Annotated in this window: 24 protein-coding genes and 1 pseudogene; 19 read left to right on the top strand and 6 right to left on the bottom strand. The window is 43.6% G+C overall.

Annotated elements, in window-relative coordinates:
• The first annotated feature begins 4 nt into the window (after nt 1-4).
• The 3 genes from ABC357_RS05580 to ABC357_RS05590 all read left to right on the top strand — a co-directional run bounded on the left by ABC357_RS05580 (nt 5) and on the right by ABC357_RS05590 (nt 2,754).
• On the top strand, nt 5-757 hold the full coding sequence (locus tag ABC357_RS05580; RefSeq protein ID WP_412886552.1) for a sirohydrochlorin chelatase: 753 nt from the start codon (nt 5-7) through the stop codon (nt 755-757).
• Nucleotides 738-1,439, top strand: coding sequence for a precorrin-2 dehydrogenase/sirohydrochlorin ferrochelatase family protein (locus ABC357_RS05585; protein ID WP_412886553.1), 702 nt, complete (start codon nt 738-740; stop codon nt 1,437-1,439). Before ABC357_RS05580 ends, ABC357_RS05585 begins: the two co-directional genes overlap by 20 nt.
• 217 nt (nt 1,440-1,656) lie before the next feature.
• Nucleotides 1,657-2,754: a metallophosphoesterase gene (locus ABC357_RS05590; RefSeq protein WP_412886554.1), complete on the top strand. Its 1,098-nt coding sequence runs from the start codon at nt 1,657-1,659 to the stop codon at nt 2,752-2,754.
• Nucleotides 2,755-2,784: 30 nt separating this feature from the next.
• On the opposite strand, the gene ABC357_RS05595 is transcribed toward ABC357_RS05590, so the two are convergent.
• Nucleotides 2,785-3,669 carry a LysR family transcriptional regulator gene (locus tag ABC357_RS05595; protein ID WP_412886555.1) on the bottom strand — a complete coding sequence of 295 codons (885 nt, stop codon included), beginning with the start codon at nt 3,667-3,669 and terminating at the stop codon, nt 2,785-2,787.
• Nucleotides 3,670-3,782: 113 nt separating this feature from the next.
• On the opposite strand from ABC357_RS05595, the gene ABC357_RS05600 reads away from it, so the two are divergent.
• A complete protein-coding gene (locus tag ABC357_RS05600) occupies nt 3,783-5,243 on the top strand; it encodes an aldehyde dehydrogenase family protein (protein WP_412886556.1) in 1,461 nt (486 codons plus the stop codon).
• A 191-nt stretch (nt 5,244-5,434) separates the two neighbouring features.
• Here ABC357_RS05600 and ABC357_RS05605 read toward each other — a convergent pair whose 3' ends face one another.
• Nucleotides 5,435-6,409 carry a bile acid:sodium symporter family protein gene (locus ABC357_RS05605; protein ID WP_412886557.1) on the bottom strand — a complete coding sequence of 325 codons (975 nt, stop codon included), beginning with the start codon at nt 6,407-6,409 and terminating at the stop codon, nt 5,435-5,437.
• Nucleotides 6,410-6,639: 230 nt separating this feature from the next.
• Between ABC357_RS05605 and ABC357_RS05610 the strand changes: the two genes are divergently transcribed.
• Nucleotides 6,640-7,575, top strand: a complete 936-nt coding sequence (locus tag ABC357_RS05610; protein ID WP_412886558.1) for a helix-turn-helix transcriptional regulator — start codon at nt 6,640-6,642, stop codon at nt 7,573-7,575.
• Between the two features lie 204 nt (nt 7,576-7,779).
• On the opposite strand, the gene ABC357_RS05615 is transcribed toward ABC357_RS05610, so the two are convergent.
• Nucleotides 7,780-8,511, bottom strand: coding sequence for a hypothetical protein (locus ABC357_RS05615; RefSeq protein WP_412886559.1), 732 nt, complete (start codon nt 8,509-8,511; stop codon nt 7,780-7,782).
• A gap of 234 nt (nt 8,512-8,745) precedes the next feature.
• On the opposite strand from ABC357_RS05615, the gene ABC357_RS05620 reads away from it, so the two are divergent.
• The 7 genes and pseudogenes from ABC357_RS05620 (at nt 8,746) to ABC357_RS05650 (ending at nt 14,252) form a co-directional block, all read left to right on the top strand.
• A complete protein-coding gene (locus ABC357_RS05620; protein ID WP_412886560.1) occupies nt 8,746-9,663 on the top strand; it encodes an AEC family transporter in 918 nt (305 codons plus the stop codon).
• An 86-nt stretch (nt 9,664-9,749) separates the two neighbouring features.
• Nucleotides 9,750-10,079 carry a DUF2628 domain-containing protein gene (locus tag ABC357_RS05625; RefSeq protein ID WP_412886561.1) on the top strand — a complete coding sequence of 110 codons (330 nt, stop codon included), beginning with the start codon at nt 9,750-9,752 and terminating at the stop codon, nt 10,077-10,079.
• Between the two features lie 370 nt (nt 10,080-10,449).
• The gene (locus tag ABC357_RS05630) at nt 10,450-11,214 is read left to right on the top strand and encodes an alpha/beta hydrolase (protein ID WP_412886562.1); all 765 of its coding nucleotides are present in this window, start codon (nt 10,450-10,452) and stop codon (nt 11,212-11,214) included.
• Between the two features lie 55 nt (nt 11,215-11,269).
• Complete coding sequence (locus ABC357_RS05635) at nt 11,270-12,868, top strand: SWIM zinc finger family protein (RefSeq protein ID WP_412886563.1); 1,599 nt, start codon at nt 11,270-11,272, stop codon at nt 12,866-12,868.
• 265 nt (nt 12,869-13,133) lie between these two features.
• Nucleotides 13,134-13,436 carry a DUF5658 family protein gene (locus ABC357_RS05640; protein WP_412886564.1) on the top strand — a complete coding sequence of 101 codons (303 nt, stop codon included), beginning with the start codon at nt 13,134-13,136 and terminating at the stop codon, nt 13,434-13,436.
• Between the two features lie 17 nt (nt 13,437-13,453).
• Nucleotides 13,454-13,648 (top strand): annotated as a pseudogene (locus tag ABC357_RS05645) (FaeA/PapI family transcriptional regulator); the annotation flags it as partial.
• A gap of 340 nt (nt 13,649-13,988) precedes the next feature.
• Complete coding sequence (locus ABC357_RS05650; protein WP_412886565.1) at nt 13,989-14,252, top strand: ribosomal protein L7/L12; 264 nt, start codon at nt 13,989-13,991, stop codon at nt 14,250-14,252.
• A gap of 118 nt (nt 14,253-14,370) precedes the next feature.
• Here ABC357_RS05650 and ABC357_RS05655 read toward each other — a convergent pair whose 3' ends face one another.
• Complete coding sequence (locus tag ABC357_RS05655) at nt 14,371-14,613, bottom strand: zinc ribbon domain-containing protein (RefSeq protein WP_412886566.1); 243 nt, start codon at nt 14,611-14,613, stop codon at nt 14,371-14,373.
• Nucleotides 14,614-15,133: 520 nt separating this feature from the next.
• Between ABC357_RS05655 and ABC357_RS05660 the strand changes: the two genes are divergently transcribed.
• Nucleotides 15,134-15,241 carry a DUF2711 family protein gene (locus tag ABC357_RS05660; protein WP_412888587.1) on the top strand — a complete coding sequence of 36 codons (108 nt, stop codon included), beginning with the start codon at nt 15,134-15,136 and terminating at the stop codon, nt 15,239-15,241.
• 70 nt (nt 15,242-15,311) lie between these two features.
• Nucleotides 15,312-15,638, top strand: a complete 327-nt coding sequence (locus ABC357_RS05665) for a phosphoribosyl-ATP pyrophosphohydrolase (RefSeq protein WP_412886567.1) — start codon at nt 15,312-15,314, stop codon at nt 15,636-15,638.
• Nucleotides 15,639-15,723: 85 nt separating this feature from the next.
• On the opposite strand, the gene ABC357_RS05670 is transcribed toward ABC357_RS05665, so the two are convergent.
• Both ABC357_RS05670 and ABC357_RS05675 read right to left on the bottom strand, forming a co-directional pair.
• Nucleotides 15,724-16,119 (bottom strand): hypothetical protein, encoded by a 396-nt coding sequence (locus ABC357_RS05670; RefSeq protein ID WP_412886568.1) that lies wholly within the window; start codon nt 16,117-16,119, stop codon nt 15,724-15,726.
• A 110-nt stretch (nt 16,120-16,229) separates the two neighbouring features.
• Complete coding sequence (locus ABC357_RS05675) at nt 16,230-16,976, bottom strand: IclR family transcriptional regulator (protein WP_412886569.1); 747 nt, start codon at nt 16,974-16,976, stop codon at nt 16,230-16,232.
• A gap of 472 nt (nt 16,977-17,448) precedes the next feature.
• Between ABC357_RS05675 and ABC357_RS05680 the strand changes: the two genes are divergently transcribed.
• The 5 genes from ABC357_RS05680 to ABC357_RS05700 all read left to right on the top strand — a co-directional run bounded on the left by ABC357_RS05680 (nt 17,449) and on the right by ABC357_RS05700 (nt 22,777).
• The gene (locus ABC357_RS05680; RefSeq protein WP_412886570.1) at nt 17,449-18,393 is read left to right on the top strand and encodes a fumarylacetoacetate hydrolase family protein; all 945 of its coding nucleotides are present in this window, start codon (nt 17,449-17,451) and stop codon (nt 18,391-18,393) included.
• A 2-nt stretch (nt 18,394-18,395) separates the two neighbouring features.
• A complete protein-coding gene (locus ABC357_RS05685) occupies nt 18,396-18,896 on the top strand; it encodes a DinB family protein (protein WP_412886571.1) in 501 nt (166 codons plus the stop codon).
• Between the two features lie 15 nt (nt 18,897-18,911).
• Nucleotides 18,912-20,021 carry a cupin domain-containing protein gene (locus ABC357_RS05690; RefSeq protein ID WP_412886572.1) on the top strand — a complete coding sequence of 370 codons (1,110 nt, stop codon included), beginning with the start codon at nt 18,912-18,914 and terminating at the stop codon, nt 20,019-20,021.
• A gap of 86 nt (nt 20,022-20,107) precedes the next feature.
• A complete protein-coding gene (locus ABC357_RS05695; protein WP_412886573.1) occupies nt 20,108-21,313 on the top strand; it encodes an FAD-dependent monooxygenase in 1,206 nt (401 codons plus the stop codon).
• A gap of 96 nt (nt 21,314-21,409) precedes the next feature.
• Nucleotides 21,410-22,777, top strand: coding sequence for an MFS transporter (locus tag ABC357_RS05700; protein WP_412886574.1), 1,368 nt, complete (start codon nt 21,410-21,412; stop codon nt 22,775-22,777).
• Nucleotides 22,778-23,104 lie beyond the last annotated feature (327 nt).

A 23,104-nucleotide genomic window follows, 5' to 3' on the forward strand; every position in this document is an offset into this window, starting at 1 on the left:
TATCATGGAAAGTATTCTGTTCATCGGGCATGGTACACGTTCAAAGGAGGGTGCCCGAGAAGCAAAAGAATTCATTCAGAAGCTAATGGAGGAAATAACTGATCCAATAAAGGAATATGCTTTTTTGGAGCTGGCTGAGCCGACCATAGAGCAAGGTTTTAAAGCATGCATTGCACAAGGGGCTACTAGTATATATGTAGTCCCGCTTTTTCTTCTTGCAGCGGGCCACATAAAAGAGGATATTCCTTTTAGGCTTACTGCACTGATGAAGAAGCATCCCGGGACTCAGGTGTTCATGGCAAACCCCTTTGGCGTGCAAGAATCCATCCTCGATTCGATTGCCGAAGAAATCGCCAGGGCGGCAGGCAATTTAACAGGCGAAGATGCCATCTTAATCGTTGGAAGAGGAAGCAGCGATTCCTCTCTCCAACATCACTTTTCTCAAATAACTGCTGGTATAAGTGAACGGACAGGGATAAACAATGTGCAAGCCTGTTATTTGGCAGCAGCAAAACCTGCCTTTCCATTAGCGATCACTGAATTAAACCGAACAACTACAGGCCGTCTGGTCGTAGTCCCGTATCTATTGTTCGCGGGCCTATTGTTGTCTGAAGTATTCTCAGTGGTGAAGGAAATGCAACAGACTGGCAATCAGACAGTGGTGACGGAGCCTTTATCGAGGCATAAAAGCATGAAGGATTTAGTGGTGGCGAAAGTGAGAGGGAAAGGAGTACAGTATGCAGCCCTTGGTCATTGATTTGAAAGGCAAAAAGGTGACCATCGCCGGAGGAGGTACTATTGCATTGAGGAAAGCAATGGTACTCGGTGATGAAAATCCCATTTTGACATTTATAGCCCCGGCCTTTTCCGACGGCGTGCTGGAGTATGCCAGAAACAATAAATGCCTCTTGATTGAACGGGAAGCGGAGGGAGAAGATTTCGCCGATTGTTTTCTGGCCATAATCGCTACCAATGACCGGCAGGCCAATTCTTTGCTATCAAACGTTATTCCACACAACATTCTTTGCTGTGTAGTAGATGAACATAATGAAGGAAATGCCCTGTTTCCCGCGACTGTAAAACGCGGCCATCTGCAAATTGCGGTCAGTTCCAGTGGGGCCAGCCCGAAATTGACAAGAAAGCTGAAAAAAGAATTGGAGAGCCACTATGATGAATCTTGGATAGAATACAGCATTTTCCTGGCAGATGTCCGCAATGCAATGAAAGAAAAAGATATACTCTTCCAACAAAAGCAGGAAATCCTTGAAATGATCCTTGATGATTCATTCCGCCTGGATTCGAGGAATAGAAAGCGGATACTGGAGAGTCTGGATTCAATCCATCACTTCAATGGGCTAGCCATATGTACTGAGAAAGGAACCATCGTCAGCAATGATATCGGAGACGATTCCACGGGATTAATGGAAAGAATAAGGTAGAATGCAGGAATGTAAAGGGGATGTGTTCTTAGCAAGCCCGTTATGTATAGAAAGGTGGATTTTGATTTAGAGATACGGATGGGTTATCGATCTGTATCTCTCTTTTTTTATGGAAATCGCAGCCGGAATGTACACTGTTGATTAAGATTACCAGCGCCATCCAAATGCGTTAAAATAGAAGGAGGAATACATACAGGGAAGTGAGTGATATATATATATGCTCGATATACAGGAATTGAAATTGCCGGCAGAAGGAAGAGTTATTGCTATATCCGATATTCATGGCGATCTGCCGTTGTTGAAGAGGTTACTGGCTAAAGTAACATTCACAGAGGATGACATGTTGATCCTGAACGGAGATCTCTGTGAGAAGGGACCCGATAGCCTAAGTGTCGTCCGCTTTGCCATGGAGCTGATGGCAGAAAATCAAAATGTACATATTACGCAAGGAAATTGTGATGGCCTCGTCAAATATGTGTTTGAAGGAGATGAAGATATCCTGCAATACATGAAAAAAAGGCCATTTACCATCTTGAATGAATGTCTGGCAGAACAGGGGAGAACAATTGCTGATTTCAAAAGCATGGAAGACCTGCAAGCTTTTTATCGGCCCTATTACGGCAAGGAATTTGATTGGCTATTGAACCTGCCGGTCGCTCTGGAAACGGAAGATTTCCTCTTTATCCATGCAGGAATCGAAAATCGCACAGATTGGCGGAATACAAGTTTTGAATCAGCTGTTTCCATCCCGGATTTTTATAATAAAGGGCATCAATCCGAAAAAATAGTCGTCGTGGGCCATTGGCCTGTCGTCAATTATCGGGCAGAGACATTGAGCCATCATAACCCACGTATCGATTTAGAGAAACGCATCATTGCAATTGATGGAGGCAATCGTTTAAAGGTGGATGGCCAATTGAATGCGTTCATCATAACATGCCATCCAGGTAAAACCGTTTATTCCTATACTTATGTTGATTCATTGGAAAGATCGGCTGTCGTGAAGAAAAAACATGAGCTCAAGCAGATAGCCCTTGGAACAGTTACTTATCCTAACTATGAAATGAGGAAGTTAAGGGAGGGGACCTATTTTACTCTCTGTGAAAACGTTAAACTGGGCATTGAACAGCTTATAAAGAATGAATATCTGAAGGAAAAAGAAGGTGTGCTGCATGCCAATGATGATACAAGCACCACCCTTCTTCCTGTTGATGGGGGAGAGGCAGTGGCGATTGTTGATGACCAATGTACTGGGTATATGCTTGTAAAGAAGGAAGGAGCAGTCGGCTGGGTGCCCAAAAGCTGTTTTGAGTGAATGGGGCCTTCGCTATAGTGGCGAAGGCTTCTATTTAAATAATTCAATAAAATCCATGGCGGTCCTGGATACATACCGATCATTCCTCCAAACGAGGGCAATGTTCGAATAGACAGCTGAGTCGCTAATTTCGATGACTTTGACCCCATGAACCATGTGAGGGGGAACGGATGATCTTGGAACGATTGCAGCGCCGCCTATTCCAGCGGATACAAGGGAAATCAATACATTGACATCAGGGCACTCGCACAGAATATTAGGCTTCATTCCGATCTTTTCAAATTCATGGACTATTTCCTCGTAGAGGCCTTCTCCTTTTTCTCTATGTACAATCAATAAAGGAATCTCTCCTACTTCTTTTATGGAGATACTGTCTCTTGAATGCCAGTGATGCCAGTTCTCCGGTACCACCAGCACATTCGGCACTTTGCCAAGCGCAATACTTGTAATATTCTTCATATGGACAGGCATATAAACGATTGCCAATTCGATATCTTTATTTTCTAAATAATTGTCTATCTCGTATGGGTCGCCTGCAAACAGCTTGAACGATACGAGAGGATGATTTTCCTTGAATTGCTTCATTTTTTCCGGAAGGTAGGATACATAGGCGAGGACCGAGCCGATTGACAGGACTCCCTTCATCCCTGCTCCGGTTTCCTTTACTTCAAGCAAGGAATCCTCGAATTGCTGTATTAGAAGTTTCGCCTTCTCATAAAAAAGCTTTCCTGCTTCAGTTAATTCCATAGTTTTTCCATTTCGCTTCCGTTCGATCAACGTCAATCCGAGTTCTTCCTCCATCATCTGCAGCTGCTGGCTGAGTGGCGGCTGGGACATATTTAATTTTTTTGCCGCGCGGGAAATCTGCCCCTCTTCAGCAAGCGACTTGAAGTAATGCAATTGTCTCATATCCATTTCGATCACCCCATACTATTATATATGTTTAAACTATATATTAATAATTATATTAATATTTTAAATATATATAATAGAGTGATAGAATTAAAGAGTTAAAAGGGGTGTTTATAATGGGGATATTTGAAGGTTTGAACAAAAGTTTTTTAAATGGAGAGTGGACAGACGGAGCAAGCGGAAAAAGCTACGATATTTTGAATCCGTTTGATGATTCAGTCATCTCCACTGTAAGCCTTGCTTCAAAGAAGCAGTTGGAGGAAGCATTTGAAACAGCAAAGCAGGCACAGAAAGAATGGGGGAAAACGCCAGCTGACACACGCCGCCAGATCATGCTGAAAGCGGCTGGATTCTTAAAGGAACACCGTGATGAAATTATCGGGATTTTATCACATGAAAATGGCGGAACATTGATTAAAGTAAGTTTTGAATTTGACCTGACAATCGGAATCATGGAAGAAGCGGCCAAAATGGCAGATGAAGTCAATAAAATGAACGAAGTGCCTTCAAGCATGGAGGATAAAGTCAACCATGTGTACCGTTTGCCGCTAGGGGTGATCTCTTCCATTTCACCGTTTAATTTCCCATTGAATCTATCAATGCGGACAATTGCACCGGCAATTGCGTTGGGCAATGCGGTTGTCCATAAACCGGATATCCAGGTCAGCTATTCAGGAGGAATCATCATTGCGAAAGCATTCGAATATGCAGGCCTTCCAAAAGGGATATTTAATATGGTGTTGGCAGATTTGGACGAAATCGGCGACGGAATGATCACCAATCCGATTGCCCAATTGATCAGCTTTACAGGATCTACGGCAGTCGGAAGACATATCGGGGAAATTGCAGGCAAGAATCTTAAGCGTGTTGCCCTTGAATTGGGAGGAAACAATCCGTTTGTCGTGCTTGCAGACGCTGATTTAGACCGGGCAGTCGATGCAGCCATTTTTGGCAAGTATATTCACCAAGGCCAAATTTGTATGTGTGTAAATCGGATCATTGTCCATAAAGATCTGTATGACCGCTTCATTGAAAAATTCGTAGAACGTACAAAAGCATTGCCTTATGGGGATCAAATGGATCCGAAAACAGTGATCGGGCCGCTTATTAACAGCCGCCAGCTAGAGAAGGTCGAGAAAATAATTGCCGAAGCGAAAAAAGCCGGTACGAAGATGGCCCTTGAAGGCAAAAGGGTCGGCAATGTATTGACGCCGACTATTTTCTGCGATGTCAATAATGATGATCCAATCGCCCAATCGGAGTTATTCTCTCCTGTGGTTTCCATTATCCCGGCTGAAACAGACGATGAAGCAATCGATATTGCCAATGATACGATTTACGGATTAAGCTCTGCTATCTTTACCACAGATTTGGAAAAAGGGGAGCAATACGGGCTGCAAATCAATAGCGGGATGACCCATATCAATGACCAATCTGTCAATGATGCGCCTAATATTCCTTTCGGAGGAAACAAAATGAGCGGTGTAGGCCGTTTCGGCAATCCTTGGGTCATCGATGAATTCACGGTAGCCAAATGGATTTCCGTACAGACAAAATATCGGAATTTCCCATTTTAATAGGGAACTGGAAAAACAGATTATCGAAGATATAACTATGACGAAAAGAAGGCTCTTTTATTGGGAGCCTTCTTTTCATATACATACATATGCCTGAAATGTGCTGTAGGGATTTCCCCGTTTTTGGAATGTCTATTAAGCTCCAGCCAAGGAAATAAGGCTCCCTGTGCAGGAGTCTTATTTTTCGTTGTTCAAGCAATATCCGCTTTTTCTTGTCCAGTGGAGCCAGCTGTTTTTCGTTTTTCCTTCATCCGGCTGAATATCGTCGCAAGGATCGGACCGGATATATTATGCCAGACAGAAAAAATAGCACTTGGGACAGCTGCTAGCGGTGAAAAGTGGGCGGAGGCAAGAGCTGCCCCCAGTCCTGAATTTTGCATTCCTACCTCAATAGCGATGGCTTTTCTTTTAGGAAGGTCCATCTTAAACAGTTTGCCGAATAAATAACCAATCAGATAGCCCAAACAGTTATGCAAAACAACCACTGCGAATATTTCCAATCCGGTTTTGGCGATTTGTGCCTGATTTCCGGCCACAACGGCTGCCACGATCGCGACAATCCCGATCACTGATACGAGCGGAAGTACCTTTACACTGGCCTTTGCCTGGCGGCTGAATAGTTTTTTCACGATAAAGCCGAGGACAATCGGAATAATGACCACTTTTACAATGGACATAAACAAGTCGGACGGGCTTACATCCAGCCATTCACTGGCCAGCATATAGATGAGTGCAGGTGTCATGATAGGCGCGAGAACGGTCGTTACGGAGGTAACCGCTACAGATAAAGCGACATCGCCCTTCGATAGGAAGGTCATGACGTTGGATGATGTTCCACCCGGACAGCAACCGACCAAAATAACGCCTACCGCGATTTCAGGAGGAAGGTTCAGGCCTTTGGCCAAAAGGAATGCCAGACCTGGCATGATCAAAAATTGGCCGACAACCCCTATTATGACATCCTTGGGCCGCTTAAAAACTTCCTTGAAATCATCCGCCGATAATGTTAAACCCATTCCAAACATGATGATGCCAAGCAATGTAACAATATAAGGCCCAATCCATGCGAATGAAGACGGGGACACGTAAGCGAGGACTGCGAATAGCAATACCCACAAAGCGAATGTATTGCTGAAAAACGAGCTGATTTTTTCTAATGTTTTCATTTATGCACCTCTATCCTTTGCAGTGTTAAACCGATAATGGTGCTAAGTATATATTATTTTCTGAATAAATACAATATTAAAATTATTTACGCGGCCTTTTGGTATCTCTTTTATAAAAGATGTGAAAGTCCGCATGAAGCTGTACAAAGAATGCATGAAACGCTGCCTGCTTAATGCTGTTCTTCCGTTATAATATAAGAAAGAGATAAGACGGAAAGGCGATGAGCGGAATGAGTAAAGTCAGCAACTGCCTGCATATGCTGAATTGCCTCAATAGTAGGGGGGTTGTTAAAATTCAGGAACTGGAAGAAATGCTGGAAGTGAATGAACGGATGATCCGAAAATATAAGGATGAAATCGAAATGGCCGGCATACATATCGGTTCGAAGCGAGGAAAAGAGGGAGGCTATTATCTTGAAAAAACAACACTGCTTCCGAATATGGAATTTCAGGAAAAAGAGCTGAATGCCCTCGATATGGCGTATGATTTGATCAAGAATGACCATAGCTTTGCGGAATTTAATGCGTTCAAGCGTATGTATTTCCAGATTGCATCGACCCATAACCATAGCATAGAAACGAATCCATATATCTATTTCATCCATAAATACAAACCAAGGGACACGTTGACAAAGGATAATGAAAACTTCCTTGAGCTTAGAAGCGCCATCATCCAAAAGAGAAAAGTAGTCTTTTCCTATCAAGGGTGGCGGGGAATAGAGGAAACGAGGAAGGTGCATCCCCATGGTCTTGTCCATTATGACGGCAACTGGTACTGCTGCGGGTTTTGCGAGTTAAGGGGGGAGCAGCGGACATTCAAGCTGCTGCGCATTCAGCATCTGGAAGTAACAGAGGAAAATTTTGAGCGCGATGGACAGTTCAATATCCGCCAGGACAAAATCGGGATATGCGATGATGTGCATAACATCGAATTGCATGTGTTTCCCCCGTATGCCCATACGATTTCTGAAGCGGTATGGGGAGAGAAACAAGAAATCATCGATCAAGATGATGGAAGTGTTTCTTTTCGGGCAACTATGTCCGGAAAAGAATCCATCATTAAATGGATTCTAGGAATGGGGAGCGCTGTCCATGTACTTGGGCCGGCCCATATCAGACAAGCGGTGAAGGACGAATTGATCAAAACGATAGAGTATTATCAATAATTTTTAATGCGGCTTTCATAGTGCCGGATAGGCTGATAGGATATCTCCTATAAAAGGATAGCGGATCGATGAGAGAGCTGTTGTTTACAGCAGGCGTTTAAGCCATTTTGGCAATGCGATGGAAGGTGGGCAATAAATAGCAGCTTAGGGATGCTGATTTTTCAGAAGGGCAGGCAGGAGATGCCCATACCCTTCCAATTAGAGTCAATCGATAGACTCCCCATAGTTGATGCCTGTCCATTTTGAGTAGATGTTGTACAATTCCTGTCTGGAAATATTGAATTTGGAAAGGACCAATCTTTCAATAATAGGAAAGTCATCAACAAGGTCAATTTTCTTCATATTTTTAGTCAGAAGCTTAGCGTAATTAATGATGTAATCCAGAACATCCTTTTCGTAATGCCCATTTGAGGTTTTGTCATTTTGAATGGGAACAATATATTTCTCGTATATCCACATGGAAGTCCTGACTTTTTGCTGTGTCAGGACTTTGCTGCCGAATACGAGCTTTCCTTGCGATGAGAAAATTAATCCTTTATTGGAATGAGTATTCAAATAGGTATATGTCTGTTTGCCTGTCTTTACATGAAGTTGTAGGGAATGCATATAAAGCGGATTATAGGGATAGTCTGCTGTAAAGAAACGGCCATACTTTAGTTTGTATTTCAGTTGCTTGTGGAAAAGAGACAGGACAACAAATTGTTCCTCGTGTGGCAGGCTTTCGAAACGTTCGCTGCCCTTTATTTGGATATGTACGTTTTTTTTCTTAAACTCAACCTGATGATTGTCGAAATATTGGCTGAAAATCGGTTTCCTCATTTCAAGGGCAGCCAAGGCTTGAAAGTTTGTATAAGTGATTTCCTGGTGGATGAAGCTAAGAACAAGACTGAACAGACAGCTCGCTAAGAAGCAAATGAAAAAATATAGTAATCTCAATTGTAATTCTCCGTACGATTAGAATTGGTATAGGATATCATAACCACCTCTATAGTAATACAAAAGTTACTTTGATTGCCTTTTTTAGTATATTTTTATTTTTATGAGTTTAGTAGAAACAATATAAGGAAGAGTACCCGCTGCATTTTATACTCTTTTTCAATATATGGCGTATAATAAACCTTGAAATCTTAGCAGAATACTTGTTTTTGCTTCTTAGGGGATGAATTGCCAATGTTTATGAAAGTATTGAATGAGAATACGGTTCTCTTGATTTTTATGGCTATCGGTTTTGCTTTGCGCAAAGGAAGAATGATGAATACGCCCAATATGGATGGTTTATCGAAAATATTGACGCTCGTCGCTTTGCCTGCGGCCATATTGATGAGCCTTCAGACTCCTTATACACCTGAACTGATGAAGAAGGTAGGAATCACTTTGGTGGTCTCTTTGGTTATTACGATAGCAGCTTTTTTAATAGGATTGGCGCTCGCTCGCGCATTCCACATTCAGCATATTGAACGCAAGGTATGGATCGGCTGCTGCACATTTTCCAATATCCTGTTCATCGGCATTCCGATCATCGGTTCATTATACGGAACCGAGGGAATTTTAATGCTCGTAAGCTATAATACAATCTCTATGTTCCTACTATTTACGCTAGGCATAGCCATTTATAGCAAAAAGGGCGAGAACAGCATTCGTTTGAAGCAGTTTTTCATGAACCCGGCGGTTATTGCGACATTCATCGGGTTCCTTTTATTTGTAGCCAATATATCGCTGCCGGCTCCCGTCCATGGCGCCATGACAGCGCTGGGAGGCATGACAGCTCCGTTATCGATGCTCATTACAGGAGGCATGATGGCCGACAATAAAATCGGTGCCTTTCTCATCGATTTCAAGGTATATCTCTTTTCCAACATCCGCTTATTCCTGATTCCAGCCATAACCTATGTAATCCTGTCTTTTATGATAGACGACCCGCTGATCATCGGAGTACTAGTTGTGGCTTCTGCTATGCCTTCTGGCGCAATGAACGTCGTCTTTGCCGAGCAATACAGCGCATCTGGACCGCTTGCATCCAAATATGTCGTCATGACAACTTTATTGTCGATCATTACGCTGCCGGCTGTAGCGTATTTATTGGGATAAGGAAAAGTTCTTTTTGTTATGAAAATTTAAAACATATAGTATAATAAACAGGGCATTTTTACCACAGGATGAAAGGAGGAGAAAGAATGAAGGCAAGATTATCAAATGAAGCAGGCGTAACGAAAAATGTCAAAATCGGATTTAGTTGGACTACTTTCTTTTTTGGGTTTTTCCCTGCACTTTTCAGGGGAGATTTAAAATGGGCAGCTATCATGTTTATTACAGCAGCTGTTGTAGGCACATTCACAATTGGTTTTGGCGCATGGATTCCAGGTATTATTTTTTCATTTGTATATAATAAAATCAATATTAAAGAATTGCTTGAAAAAGGGTATAGACCTGCAGATGAACGAACTAGGGAAGAGCTGCAATCAAGAGGCATTATTTCCGCATCGGTTTCAAAGATCAGTGCTTAATCACAGCCGTATGGTACGTACAGGGATTGTTCACCAATCCCTGTTTTTTTTATGAATGAAAACCATTGGAGCTTCAAAGGGGCCAAGTTAGCTACTATGTTTAATCAGCTGAAGAGTAAGTGCACCATGATTCTTATAACAAGGACGCTGCTTTCTTCATGGTGTATGCGAGGGTCCGCAGAGAAACCCGCACCTTGTGCAATCCTAGAAAGAAATCGCCTTTTATTCGCAGCCGCAAATATATGGAGTGTAAACGGGCTATTTATGTACAATCCTTTTATGTATAGTACGCATATATATAATTCATACTTTATTAATCGGAATAGTGTGTTATATAATGGTGAAAAGACAAAAAGAAAGGGGCGAGGACATGCATGAACAGTATCCAGTTATGCCAGGGGCAGAATCATTTTTCCATAAAGGAGGAGAAGTAGGTATACTTTTGTCACATGGCTTTATCGGTACACCGCAAAGTGTCCGGTTTTTAGGAGAACAACTAGCAGATAGGGGCTATACGGTGATGGCGCCCCGCTTAAAAGGACATGGGACACATTATAAAGAATTGGAATTGTGTACATCCAGTGATTGGTATCAGACGCTCAAAGAAGGTTATAGAGAGCTAAACAAGCATTGCCGGACTGTTGTGGTTATGGGCCAGTCGATGGGTGGCACACTTGCTTTATGGCTCGCATCAAACCTCGCGGCTGACGCTGTCGTACTGATTAACCCAGCATTATCTGTACCAATCTTTGAACAATATATGGGTGAAAAAGAGCTTCGATTCATTGATGAAGGCGAGCCTGATATAAAGGCATGCAATATACACGAAATCGTATATGATAAAGTGCCGATACAAGCAATATGGCAACTGCAAGAATTAATGCGTTTGACACCGGAAAAGCTGAAGAATATCAAATGCCCGATTTTGGCCTTCAAATCTGCTGTTGACCATGTAGTTCCTCCCGAGTGTACGGATATGATATTGAATGCTGTCAGCTCCTTACAAAAAGAGGTCATCACCTTGCCAAACTCCTATCATGTCGCTTCAATGGATCATGATAAGGAAATGATTGTCCAAGTAACTGACTTTTTTATTCGCCATTTGCTTGTCGGGCATTTTCGGCACACCAGTTAAGCAGGCCGAAGCATGGTATAATACAGGAAATAATTCTAGCAGAAAGGATTGAACCATGAATTTAGCAGATTTTGAAACAAATATGCCGAGAAAAATTCTTGCGAGGGGCCAGAAATATTATAAAGGGGGCACTATTGATTGCATGGTGGAGTCGAACCCTGGGCATTTCGTGTTTGAGGTAAGTGGGACAGCGGATTATATAGTCGACATCCGCGTCGACGAGCATGGCGAAATCCTCTCATCAAACTGCACATGCCCTTATGATTACGGGCCAAATTGCAAGCATGAGGCAGCTGCCTTCTACGCGCTATGCGACTGGAAGGATTCCGGAAGGGTGCTGGCAGATGAAGAAGCGCCGAAGGAGTCAGAGGCTGTGATGAAGAGGAAGCCTGCTCAAGAGAGTTCCATCGTTATCACAGATATGCATGTGAAGGCTGCTAAAAAGCTGATCAAGGAGTTTATCTTGACCTATAAGAGGCGTGGATTCATTGAGTGGAGAGACGTTCCAGCTGCTTTGGCTGGAGTGGGAATGGCTATCCAGAATGCTTGGGAGATCCATCGTTCACACCCTGAACAAGCTGTCGATCTGTCTTTGGCTGTTTTGCAAGCAGTGATCGATATGCTAGCCTATTGTGATGATTCAAATGGTGAACCAGCAGCTGCCATCTATGAGAGCTTGGCTATCATCCAGGAATCAGTGGTCGAGGGCATTCGAATATTGGACGATAAAGAAATGAACCGTATGCTTAAAAAACTGATGAAGGAAGCTGGGCATAAGCGATATGACGGGTATAATGAATGGCGAACAAGTTTGCTGCACGCCTGTATTCCAATGTGCAATTCACCGAAAAGAAGAGCACAACTTGAAGATTTACTGAATGAGTTGCTGTCAGAATTACATTCTTCGACTAAAAGATATGACAAAGAACAGCTGTTGTTGGTCGCCAGCAAATTAGTTCAGCGCTTCGATGGGGAAACGGCTTATGTTTCGTTTATCAAAAGTCATATTGATGTAAGCGGCTTTAGGGAAATGGCCATCCAATATTATATGTCCAAGCAGCAGTATGAAGATGTCATTCAATTGTGCGAGGAAGGAAAAAAGCGGGATAAGGACCAGCCAGGATTAGTGGTCCAATGGGAAAAAGATGCTCTTGAAGCCTATATAAAGCTAGGTGATTTAAAAGGGCAAAAACAGGTGCTTAAAGAATTGCTGTTCCGTGAAAGAGATGGATATAAATACTATAGCAGACTGAAAAAAATGTATTCACATGATGAATGGCAGCATAAGCAAAAAGACATTTTATCACGATTGCACAAGGAAAATCATTCTTACACATACTTAAGTATTTTAAAAAAAGAAAATTTGAAAGAAGAGCTTCTTCAATATTGCAGTAGGAATCCTAAGCTGATAGAAAATACCTACCCATATTTAATTGATCGTTTCCCTGAAGAAGTAGAAGAGTTGTTTTTTCGACATATCGAGGAATCAGCAGAAAAAGCAAGCAACAGGAAACAATATTATATGGTATGCAGGCATATTAACCGATTAAGGGAAGTATGCAACGATGCACTTGCTGAAAGAGTCATCGACCACCTGCACGCAAAATATCATATGAAGCCTGCGTTTTTGGATGAATTATCCAACGTTCGTTAATATAGCCCTTGGCTGTTTGAAAGCTGTTTAAATTGAACAGCTTTTTTGTTCGGGAGGCAATCAGATGACGAGATTGTAAAGTGTAACAGATTGGTCATCCCTCCACTGGCTTTGGCATACACATTAGTGTAAAAGATATCTAGCAGAAGAAATGATTTGTTTAGAGCGATCGTGCAATGGAAAAAACGTAAGGAGACCCATTTTCTAGAACGGACAATAGGATTTTGTCTTGGATACACTCACTATATAGGTAGGTGGCTGCCATATGCAAAAGATTGTAAGATGCTTGTTGTTGCTCTGTCTTTTTGATGCGGTGGCGACTGATATAGGTATACGGACAGGCTTTATTGAAGAAGGGAATCCGTTAATGGGGATGATATATGAGCAAAGCAAGATTGTTTTTTATTGCTGCAAGCTCATTTTTCCTGTGCTGTTGGTTATTTTGTATGAGAAGCATATACAATCGAAGCTGCTGACGGTGCTGGTAGGAGTCTGCTTTACTTTATACGTAGCGGTAACGATGATCCACGCTTCTTGGATTGGGGTTGTTTTCATTACACTTAAATGAACGAGGGAGAAAGCATCATCCTGCCATATATCCAGATGCAAAATGAGCCCGTTTCTGCAGAGGAGGTGGCAGAAGGGGTAGGGCTCGCACGAGTGACTGCCCGCCGTTATCTCGATTATCTGGAAAAGCAAGATAGGGTGGAGATTGTTATTCAGTATGGGGGCATCGGGCGGCCCGTGAACCGTTATGCAGTTAAAAGTGGGCATTCCTGAAAAAGAGAGGGAAACAGGGGGCTCTCCGACTTGTTGAAGAGTAGAGAATGTTTGTGTTTTTTACCTTACTATTTCAATTCTATTTTTTATGCTACAAATGTGTTAAATATCACTAAAGTCCTATATTTCAGGTGCAAACTAGGATAGAATGCATAAACAAATAGATGGAACGAAAGGAAGTCCACAAATAAAGAAACAATAGATTTTAGATTTATTTGCTTATCCGTTTATCACAGCAGGCCTTCCCATATATGCATGGCTTTTTGCTGTAAACGAATCGGATTTAGTTACTTCCTCCTCTATTTAACCTTTAAGGACGCTTGAAAGGGGAGAGGAGCCAATGGTTCTAAAAATGACTGCCATTGTTGTCATCACCGGTTTGGCTATGCTTATTTGGACTCTGATCAGAAAGCTGAAGATATATCAAAAACGGCGGCATTCATATAGTTTCAAACAAAATCAAGATGCCATAAACAGTAAAGTACGAAAGATGCTGCAAAACGGCTATACAAAGCCAGCGATTATCAAAGTTGTCAGACAAAGAACAGGTTTGGGGTTGTTTGAAGCCAAGCAATATGTGGAGAGAATGACTCGTATGGAATGAAGGCCGGAGTCCGTTTAAATACTGATATTTTCAAAATGAGCAACAATCCTGTGCAGATTGTTGCTCATTTAGTTAAGGCTGCTGCCTAATTGTTTGTTTTTAAATCAGTTATTCTTTATTAGAAATATGCTTTCCACGCAGGCTGCACTTTCATGGTGTCCTCAGCGAGTTTTTCGGCTGCTTGTCGGTCCACCTGTTTCGATTGCATGATAAATTGGGTCATATGGTCTTTTTTCTCTGTAAAGGACTGCATGGATCCATCCGGTTTGGCACAATGGATGCAATAATCCTTGGAAGGGTCACCACCAGCGAAATCAGACAATCCTTTCATGGGCATACCGCATGAGATACAGGTTTTCATGTACTCTCCTCCTAATGATTAAATAGATTGTTAAGCTTTTTTTCTCCTATTCTTATTTTAAGGGAATGGAGAGCTTCTGTCAGTTTTGAGGAAAAAACGTTTAATACAGGTAGCCGGCAATTATGCCTGCGACTTTAAGAGGTTGATTCACTGATGTTTAAATGGACTTGTCCGTTTTGTCATTGTACCCTGTGCTCTTGATGCCATTTCAGGCTCGGAGCTTTTCATCCTATAGTTTAATTTCCCGCTCCAGGATGCCCGTTTTCCGGGGCCTCCTCTTCCTGCGTGGTCTCATCTCTCCCGCTGATCCCGCAGGAGTCTAGCACCTTCCGCAAATAAAACAGTAAATTCATCTTATTATAAACACAACTATTTGAGCATTAAACACCATCGGAAAGAGTTTCTACAGTCATCTTTTGTTTGTAAAATGACAGAGACATTAAGTACCTAAAAGGAGTCCGTTTTTTGATAGATTATGTTTGGATTGATGAAGAGTCACCTATTTTAAAGCAACTTCCGAATACTATTCATGGCCAATGATGAACATATGGATCCTATTGTTCAATCGATGAATTGGGAAGCTATACTATGTGACAAAACAACGTTAATTAGTTGGTATTTTGAATAAGGAACGAAACGATTGTAATTTTACAACTACTGGGCTATAGAGAGACCGCTAGTTTGAAAGGAAGAGACAAATGCCTGTTTATAACAAATTGGTCCGCGACCGGATTCCTAAAATTATGGAAGCGCAAGGAAAGCGGCTGAAAGTAAGAACGCTCGTGGAAGATGAATACGTTAGAGAATTGAAAAATAAAAGCAAGGAAGAACTGGATGAATATCTCAACACGGACAATGATGGTGATGCTACTGAAGAATTGGCTGATCTGCTGGAAGTCATCCATGCCCTTGCGAGAGTGCATGGGACCGATATGGCCGGCATAGAAAAAATCCGTATGAAAAAAGCGGCGGAACGTGGCGGCTTCAACGAGAGGTTCTTTTTGATTGAGGCAGAAGGAGAATGAACATACCGTTTTCTAGCCAGCTTCTGCAGTAAACAGGACAAGTCAGAAAAGGGATTCCCGTCAAAGATCCCTTTTCTTTTTGTATTTAGGAAGCTGCCACTTCTTTTCGGCTGTCGATGACAACGACCCAGTGCTCCATCGGGGCCATAAAATCATGCAAATGCGTCCATTTCTTGTTTTTTGAAAGGGCGCTTATGAGCAGGCAGATAGATTTCTCATTTAAATCGTTTACGAGTAAATCGAGCAGGGTTGCCTTCATGTTCATGATATCTTCATAATCATCCGTTACGGAAATGATCAGATCCAATTGGGGCATGAAACAATCCAGTTGCTGTCCAAGCTCACGCAAATCCGCAAGCGTATTTCCTTCGCATGCCAAATCGTTGAGGTGATTGACAAAATTCATATATTCCACACTGTTGTCACGCTTTATTTTTTCGGTCAATAAGTCCGTTAACAGGTTTGTTGGTAAGTTTTTCACTATTAATGAACTCCTTTCACTATTTTGATAATAGTGTAGCTTCTTTTGTTTTATTTTTCAAATAATTTAAATAATTGCAAGTAAAAGAGGCAGCTCATAGCTGCCTCTTTTTATGGTTGCCTATAACCGAAGGTCTGTGAAATCTCAAATGATTTTTGGCGCAGATATATACTAAGCGGATGGTCCGGCGAATCAGGGATGGATTCCTTGAATCCGACAACTGTCAGTGATCCAACCAATTCCGAGTTGAAATTGAGGATCGGGACTGAAACAGAAGAGACGGATGGGACGAGCGGTTCCCTGGCAAAGGAGATACAGGATTCTCTGACCTTCTGTAGTTCGCCCTGCCCTTCTGCTGGAAAGCCATTTTCCCTTAACCACTCTTTTTTCACCTCTTCCTCCAGGAAGCTATTGTACACCTTGCCGCTGGAAGAGAAAGGTGGCAAAATCGTCCCTATTTGCGCCCCGATATTCAGGTTATGGGGAGGGCTTTGGATTTTGACCACAATCGGTCCCTTATAGGTCCATGTCGTAAAAAGCACAGTATTATCGGCTTCTTGGCATATGTCCACTAAGTAGGGAGCGACACGGCTGCTGGCATCTTCCTGATCGATGGCAGACATGCCATATTGTATGAGCCTGGCACCAAGCGAGTACATCCCGGACATAGGATCGCGGTAAAGCATGTCAAGCTGCGTCAATGTATTTAAATATTTGTATAAATTACTTTTGGTTATGCTGGTGGATTCTTGTATATCCGAGAATCTCAAAGGCTTCCCGGCTGTCGAAATCGCGTCGATCACAGACATGCCCACTTGAAGCGATTGAATAACGTTCGATGATTTTGCAGTTTGCATCCGGCATATGTCTCCCTTTTTTCTACAAGTATACCAGAAAACGCGAAACAATCTGAATCCCATGTTTTCCATGAGTATGACAGGTAGAAAATACTATTTTTAAATAACCATAAAAATATAATCTTGACAATTTTTTGAATATTATACTATTATTTATACAAATAGTGAACATTGTTCTCTGTTAGTGAAAATTTTGCCGTTTGGAGTGAACATTTGTAAAAGGATATCGTGTTCATTGAAAGAAAACCATCGTTTACTGGTGAAGGAATCCCGAGACAAGAGGGAGTAATTCTGGAAGCGGGCGGGTTTAGGGAGTGAACAGGTGGCCCTATATGCCGCGCTCCATCATTGGAAAATAAACTGGAATTGGTTTCCGGCCATCCAATGAACCAAAATGATGAATGTAAATACTCGGTAAAAGAGTGGAATGCGGACCGACTGCAATACAACATACTAGAAAAGGGGTAATACAATGAAATTGGTAACATTCAGCAAAAATGGATTAACACGCATCGGGGCAGTAACTGAAAACAAGCAAGTGATTGATTTGAATTATGCTTATCAGGCAAAGCTTGAAGCAGAAGGAAAGCTTCGTGCGGCACTAATTGCAGAAGCATACGTTCCTGCTGAAATGAAGGGTTTTTTGCAGGGTGGGAATGAAAGCCTTTCCATTGCGAAGGAATTGGTCGATTATGCCTTGAATAATTCCGGCAGCTATAAGCATCCGCTTGTCCATGCCTTTGAGGATGTCAAAATTGAAGCGCCTGTAAACAACCCAGGAAAGATTATTTGTGTGGGCCATAATTACCGTGAGCATATTGCCGAAATGAAGCGTGAATTGCCGCCATTCCCAGTTATTTTTGCGAAATTCGCAAACACAATCATCGGTGCGCAGGATGATATTCCGCACTTCCCAATTTCGGAACAGCTGGATTATGAAGCGGAATTTGCCTTCGTTATCGGAAAACAGGCCCGTAATGTAAGCAAGGAAGATGCACTATCCTATGTTGCAGGCTATACCATAGCCAATGATGTAACCTATCGGGATATTCAGCGCCGTACACTTCAATGGCTGCAGGGAAAAACGGTCGAAGGCAGCCTGCCGATGGGGCCATGGCTTGTTACGACTGATGAAATCAAGGATCCTTCAGGGTTGGGCGTCCGCTTATCCGTTAATGGGGAAGAACGGCAGAAGACAAATACGGAGAACTTTGTATTTGATGTGAAGTACTTGGTGGAATTTTTATCAAACCTAATGACACTAGAGCCTGGTGATATCATCCTTACTGGGACACCGGGCGGGGTAGGGGTTGCACGCGATCCGCAAGCATTCCTGAAGGATGGTGATGTTGTCACGGTGGAAATCGACCGAATCGGCATTTTGGAAAATAAAGTATTCGCAGTGGAGGTGGACTGATAATGGGTGAAAAAACAATCAACCAATCCATCGAGTCAATCCAGGCTACGTTGGATCAAATAGTGGAAACAGTAGAAAGCCTGCCTGAGGATTCCATCCGTTGGAAACCTTCCGATGATGAATGGTCCATCCTGCAAATTCTGTCCCATATCAGTGAAGCCACTCCCTATTGGATCGGTGAAATCAAAACCGTTGTAGCAGACCCGGGATCAGAGTGGGGAAGAGGCATGCAGGATTCCGCAAGGCTTGCGGCTGTTGCAGAGCCGGAAAAATTATCCTCCGAGAAAGTGGAAGAACAAGTGAAGCAACTGAAAAATCAAGTGGAGGTTGAGCTTGGCGGATTAACCGAGGAGCAGCTGAAAAAAGAATCGCCGCACCGCAACTTTGCGAAATTCGGCAACAAGCCTGTATCCTTTATCATCGGCCATTTCATAGAGGAGCATTTGAAGGGACATCTCGGCCAAATTAATCGGAATATTTCGAAATTAAAACAAACTAACTAAAAGAGGTTGTCATTAATGGGAGAGAAACACGCTTATCTGCAGGATAAAGACGTCCAGGACTTCACGAAGGATATCCAGGAATATAATTTAGGGCCTTTATGGGAAGCTATTCCAGCTTTGATGAACAAAAATCCAGAGCCGCATGCCGTCCCATATCTCTGGTCGGATGAATTGCTGAAGCGAAAATTGAATGAAGCCGCGCAAATTTTCACGCCTGACCGCGGCGGTGAAAGACGCGCTATTTATTTCCAAAATCCCGGACTAACGTACCGCCAGCCATGGGGATGGGCTTCCACGACCCAAACGCTGTATGCAGCTGTCCAGCTCTTGCTGCCGGGGGAAGTGGCTCCTTCACACCGCCATTCGCAAAGCGCACTCCGTTTCATAACCGATGGTGAAGGAGCTTATACAATCGTCCAGGGCGAACGGATCTTCATGGAGGAAGGAGATTTCCTCATCACGCCGAAAAACCTATGGCACGGCCATGGCCATGTCGGCGATAAGCCGATGATCTGGATGGATGCTCTTGATATCCCTGCCATTTATTCGATCGGCGGCACTTTCTTTGAGCCATACCCGGATAAAATTGAAACACCGAAGAAACCGGACAATTTTTCAGAGCAGCGCTACAGAGGGGGAATGGTCCGCCCTGTAAGCGACCGGTACTCTCAGGTGGCGCCCCTCGCCAATTATAAATGGAACCGTACACAAGACGCACTGAAGGGGCTGACCAGATTCGACCCGGATGAAAATCATGGATATGCGGTCGAATATATCAACCCGTCCAATGGACAGACAGCCAATCCGACAATGGGAGCATGGATGCAGTACTTGCCGAAAGGTTTCCATACAAAGGCATTGCGCCATACCCATTCCGTCATCTATCAGGTGCACCAGGGGTCAGGCTATACAGTTATCAACGGTGTCCGGTTCGATTGGAAAAAAGGCGACTACTTCTGCATCCCGAACTGGGCGTGGTACGAGCATGTCGCTTCTGAGGAATCCTATCTGTTCTCGGTCAATGACCTGCCGATCATGGAACGGTTCGATTTGGAGCAGTCGCAAAACCTGGAAAGCGGAAACGGCCACCAAGAAGTCAAAGGCGAGTTCAAGGCAGTGCGATAAACAGGCTGAACCGGCCAGGTGAACATGCCCGGCTGGTTCCTGAAGGTGTCAGCACAACATGTTAATCAATAAGAGGAGGCATTATGATGGAAAATACGAAAGAAATTCCAATGATAGTCATAGGCGGTGGAATCGGCGGTTTAGCAGCCGCTCTCGGAATTGCGCAAACTGGACAGTACGTCAAGGTATTGGAGCAGGCACCTGAATTCGGAGAGGTCGGAGCGGGCATCCAGCTTGCCGCCAATGCTACGAATGTCCTGCAAAGGCTTGGTGTAATGGATAAAATCAATGAAATAGCCGTCTTTCCGAAGCGCCTTGTCCTAATGGACGCATTCAGCGGGAAAGAGCTGTCTGCCCTTGATCTTGGCGAAGTGTACAAAGAACGATACGGTGCACCATATATCGTCCTGCACCGCAGTGATCTGCATCGTGCCCTTTACGATACATGTAAAGAAAACCCTTACATTGCCCTTGAAACCAATCAGCGAATCATCGGAACAACAGAAGAAGATGGAGGCGTAACGGTGAAAGCGGCAGACGGACAGGTCCACAAAGCAAGCGCTGTCGTAGGCGCAGACGGCATCTGGTCCAAGGTCCGCCCTATGTTTGCGGAGGATGAAGCGATATGCTCCGGGTATGTCGCCTATCGCGGAGCCCTGCCGATTGAGGAAATCGGAGGTGCAGCAGGAAATATGGACGATGTATACATGTGGATCGGCCCTAACCTGCATCTAGTCCAATATCCGGTCCGCCGCGGCGAATTATACAATCAGGTCGTTGTCTTCAAGAGCAAAAGCTATACGAAAGAAATCGAAGCAACCGAACAATGGGGAACACCGGAGGAAATGGATGAAGTGTTTGCCGGCACATGCGGACAGGTGCAAAATGCCATCTCCTTCATTTCCAGACAACGCCGCTGGCCAATGTTCGACCGTCTGCCGATCGACAATTGGACGAAAGGAAAAATCACACTTCTTGGAGACTCTGCCCATCCGATGCTGCAATATTTAGCACAGGGTGCCTGCCAAGCATTGGAGGACGCCGGCTATTTATCAGACATGCTTCAGGAACACGGTGAAAACATTGAAGCAGCATTCCAGGCCTACCAGCAGGAACGGATCCCTCGTACAGCCTATGTACAAGGGTCGGCAAGAACATGGGGGGAAATTATCCATAATACTACACACGAAGGCATCCTGCTTCGGAATATCATCATGAACAACCGCACCTCACAGGATTTCACATTCGTCGATCAATTCCATGGCTATAACAAACATGCAGTAAAAGCATAAATAGACAATGCCGCCAGCCGCTTGCACAATGCAGCAGCCGGCGGCCATTTTCAATCGGGAAAAATCATGTATTACATACAGCTTGGAGGAATAAGGATGAAAAGAGTGAACCCAGCGGAAATCATCAATACGAGCCGATTTAACCGCTTCCATTACATGCTGCTTGCCTGGTGTTTTTTTATTATCATTTTTGACGGCTATGATCTGGTCGTCTATGGGACAGTCGTGCCTAAGCTAATCGAGGAATGGCATCTTACATCCGTCGAAGCTGGGGCGCTCAGCAGCTACGGATTATTCGGCATGATGTTCGGAGCCATTTTTTTAGGGATGCTGGCAGATAAAATCGGCAGGAAAAAAGTAATTGCCGTATCATTGTTTTTGTTCAGCTTGTTTACGTTCCTATGCGGCTTCACAGACAGTCCCACAACATTTTCAGCCTTCCGTTTCATCGCAGGCCTCGGTCTCGGAGGAATCATGCCGAATGTAATCGCCCTCATGACAGATTACGCACCCCAGAACCGAAAAAGCATGGCTGTATCCATTGTGCTATGCGGCTATTCAGTCGGCGGCATGCTGGCACCATTTCTCGGCATCGTCCTCATGCCCACATTCGGTTGGGAATCCATCTTCTGGTTTGCCGGCTTGCCACTGGTGTTGATACCGCTTATATATAAGAAGCTTCCCGAATCATCTAGCCATCTTCTCCGGAATGGGAAGAAGCAAGAACTGATTGCGATTCTGTCCAGGGTGAATCCTGACAGAAAACTCAGTCCAGATGTTGAGTGGACGGAAGCGGCTGAGGAAGTGAAAATTCCGGTTGCCGGCCTGTTCAAGGAAACGCGGACACGCAGTACTATCATGTTCTGGATTGCTTTCTTCATGTGCCTGTTGATGGTATTCGGGCTGAACACATGGCTGCCGAAGCTAATGATCAATGCAGGCTACGGACTGAACTCAAGCCTTGCCTTCCTTATTTCATTGCAGGCGGGAGCCATCGCAGGTACATTGATCGTCGCATGGCTTTGCGACCGTTACGGCTCCAAAAAGATGCTCGTTCCCTTGTATGCACTCGGAGCAGTCAGCCTGATTCTCCTTGGATTCGGCGGGAGTCCCATCTATATTTATGTATTAGTCACGATTGCCGGCGCATGTACAACCGGCGCGCAAAACCTTGTCCAGGCATACGTCTCCCAGTATTATCCTCCAAATGTCTGCTCGACCGCCCTCGGCATGGCTTCAGGAATCGGGCGGGTTGGCGGAATAATTGGTCCGCTTATGGGAGGCTTTCTGCTTGCGCAGCATTTGCCGATTCATATGAATTTTATCGCGTTTGCCATACCGGGGGTGATTGCTTCGGTTGCGTTGAGCTTGGTGCCGGAAAAGCTGGCTTATTATAGGCAAAGGCAATTGAAGGAAATGCCCAAGCCGGAGCAAGCTTATGTTGTAGAGGAACCGACCGTCTAAAGTAATATGAGAGTGAAAAAGCAGCTATTCATGATGATGAGCTGCTTTTTCTTTTTTGTTGTAATCAGTATGTCTAGTAAATGAGCCGATTCTTAATGGAACAAGGAATTGGATGGAAGGTTACCTATACACAAAAGTAGGTCGCATTATCGGTATCTTCTTTTCTTTTAATAGTTGAACCTGCGAATCTTCGATTGAACGAAAAAGTGTCTATCATAGCGAAAGATCATTCTACTATTTTGTTCATAAAGGATTGTATCTTATAAATAAGAAGTAAACAGAATTGTCAGTGAAGAAAATCAGTTTTAAGGCGAATGGCCTGTGCAG

The sequence above is a fragment of the Bacillus kalamii genome (genome assembly GCF_047238185.1).
Lineage (GTDB): Bacteria > Bacillota > Bacilli > Bacillales > DSM-1321 > Bacillus_AD.

What these genes read in the sequence shown, in the direction of transcription:
- ABC357_RS05585 (WP_412886553.1), top strand. Translation starts at nt 738, where the DNA reads ATGCAGCCCTTGGTCATTGATTTGAAAGGCAAAAAGGTGACCATCGCC.
- ABC357_RS05700 (WP_412886574.1), top strand. Translation starts at nt 21,410, where the DNA reads ATGAAAAGAGTGAACCCAGCGGAAATCATCAATACGAGCCGATTTAAC.
- ABC357_RS05665 (WP_412886567.1), top strand. Translation starts at nt 15,312, where the DNA reads ATGCCTGTTTATAACAAATTGGTCCGCGACCGGATTCCTAAAATTATG.
- ABC357_RS05685 (WP_412886571.1), top strand. Translation starts at nt 18,396, where the DNA reads ATGGGTGAAAAAACAATCAACCAATCCATCGAGTCAATCCAGGCTACG.
- ABC357_RS05600 (WP_412886556.1), top strand. Translation starts at nt 3,783, where the DNA reads ATGGGGATATTTGAAGGTTTGAACAAAAGTTTTTTAAATGGAGAGTGG.
- ABC357_RS05610 (WP_412886558.1), top strand. Translation starts at nt 6,640, where the DNA reads ATGAGTAAAGTCAGCAACTGCCTGCATATGCTGAATTGCCTCAATAGT.
- ABC357_RS05655 (WP_412886566.1), bottom strand. Translation starts at nt 14,613, where the DNA reads ATGAAAACCTGTATCTCATGCGGTATGCCCATGAAAGGATTGTCTGAT.
- ABC357_RS05680 (WP_412886570.1), top strand. Translation starts at nt 17,449, where the DNA reads ATGAAATTGGTAACATTCAGCAAAAATGGATTAACACGCATCGGGGCA.
- ABC357_RS05605 (WP_412886557.1), bottom strand. Translation starts at nt 6,409, where the DNA reads ATGAAAACATTAGAAAAAATCAGCTCGTTTTTCAGCAATACATTCGCT.
- ABC357_RS05690 (WP_412886572.1), top strand. Translation starts at nt 18,912, where the DNA reads ATGGGAGAGAAACACGCTTATCTGCAGGATAAAGACGTCCAGGACTTC.
- ABC357_RS05625 (WP_412886561.1), top strand. Translation starts at nt 9,750, where the DNA reads ATGAAGGCAAGATTATCAAATGAAGCAGGCGTAACGAAAAATGTCAAA.
- ABC357_RS05640 (WP_412886564.1), top strand. Translation starts at nt 13,134, where the DNA reads ATGCAAAAGATTGTAAGATGCTTGTTGTTGCTCTGTCTTTTTGATGCG.
- ABC357_RS05590 (WP_412886554.1), top strand. Translation starts at nt 1,657, where the DNA reads ATGCTCGATATACAGGAATTGAAATTGCCGGCAGAAGGAAGAGTTATT.
- ABC357_RS05630 (WP_412886562.1), top strand. Translation starts at nt 10,450, where the DNA reads ATGCATGAACAGTATCCAGTTATGCCAGGGGCAGAATCATTTTTCCAT.
- ABC357_RS05635 (WP_412886563.1), top strand. Translation starts at nt 11,270, where the DNA reads ATGAATTTAGCAGATTTTGAAACAAATATGCCGAGAAAAATTCTTGCG.
- ABC357_RS05675 (WP_412886569.1), bottom strand. Translation starts at nt 16,976, where the DNA reads ATGCAAACTGCAAAATCATCGAACGTTATTCAATCGCTTCAAGTGGGC.
- ABC357_RS05650 (WP_412886565.1), top strand. Translation starts at nt 13,989, where the DNA reads ATGGTTCTAAAAATGACTGCCATTGTTGTCATCACCGGTTTGGCTATG.
- ABC357_RS05620 (WP_412886560.1), top strand. Translation starts at nt 8,746, where the DNA reads ATGTTTATGAAAGTATTGAATGAGAATACGGTTCTCTTGATTTTTATG.
- ABC357_RS05595 (WP_412886555.1), bottom strand. Translation starts at nt 3,669, where the DNA reads ATGGATATGAGACAATTGCATTACTTCAAGTCGCTTGCTGAAGAGGGG.
- ABC357_RS05695 (WP_412886573.1), top strand. Translation starts at nt 20,108, where the DNA reads ATGGAAAATACGAAAGAAATTCCAATGATAGTCATAGGCGGTGGAATC.
- ABC357_RS05580 (WP_412886552.1), top strand. Translation starts at nt 5, where the DNA reads ATGGAAAGTATTCTGTTCATCGGGCATGGTACACGTTCAAAGGAGGGT.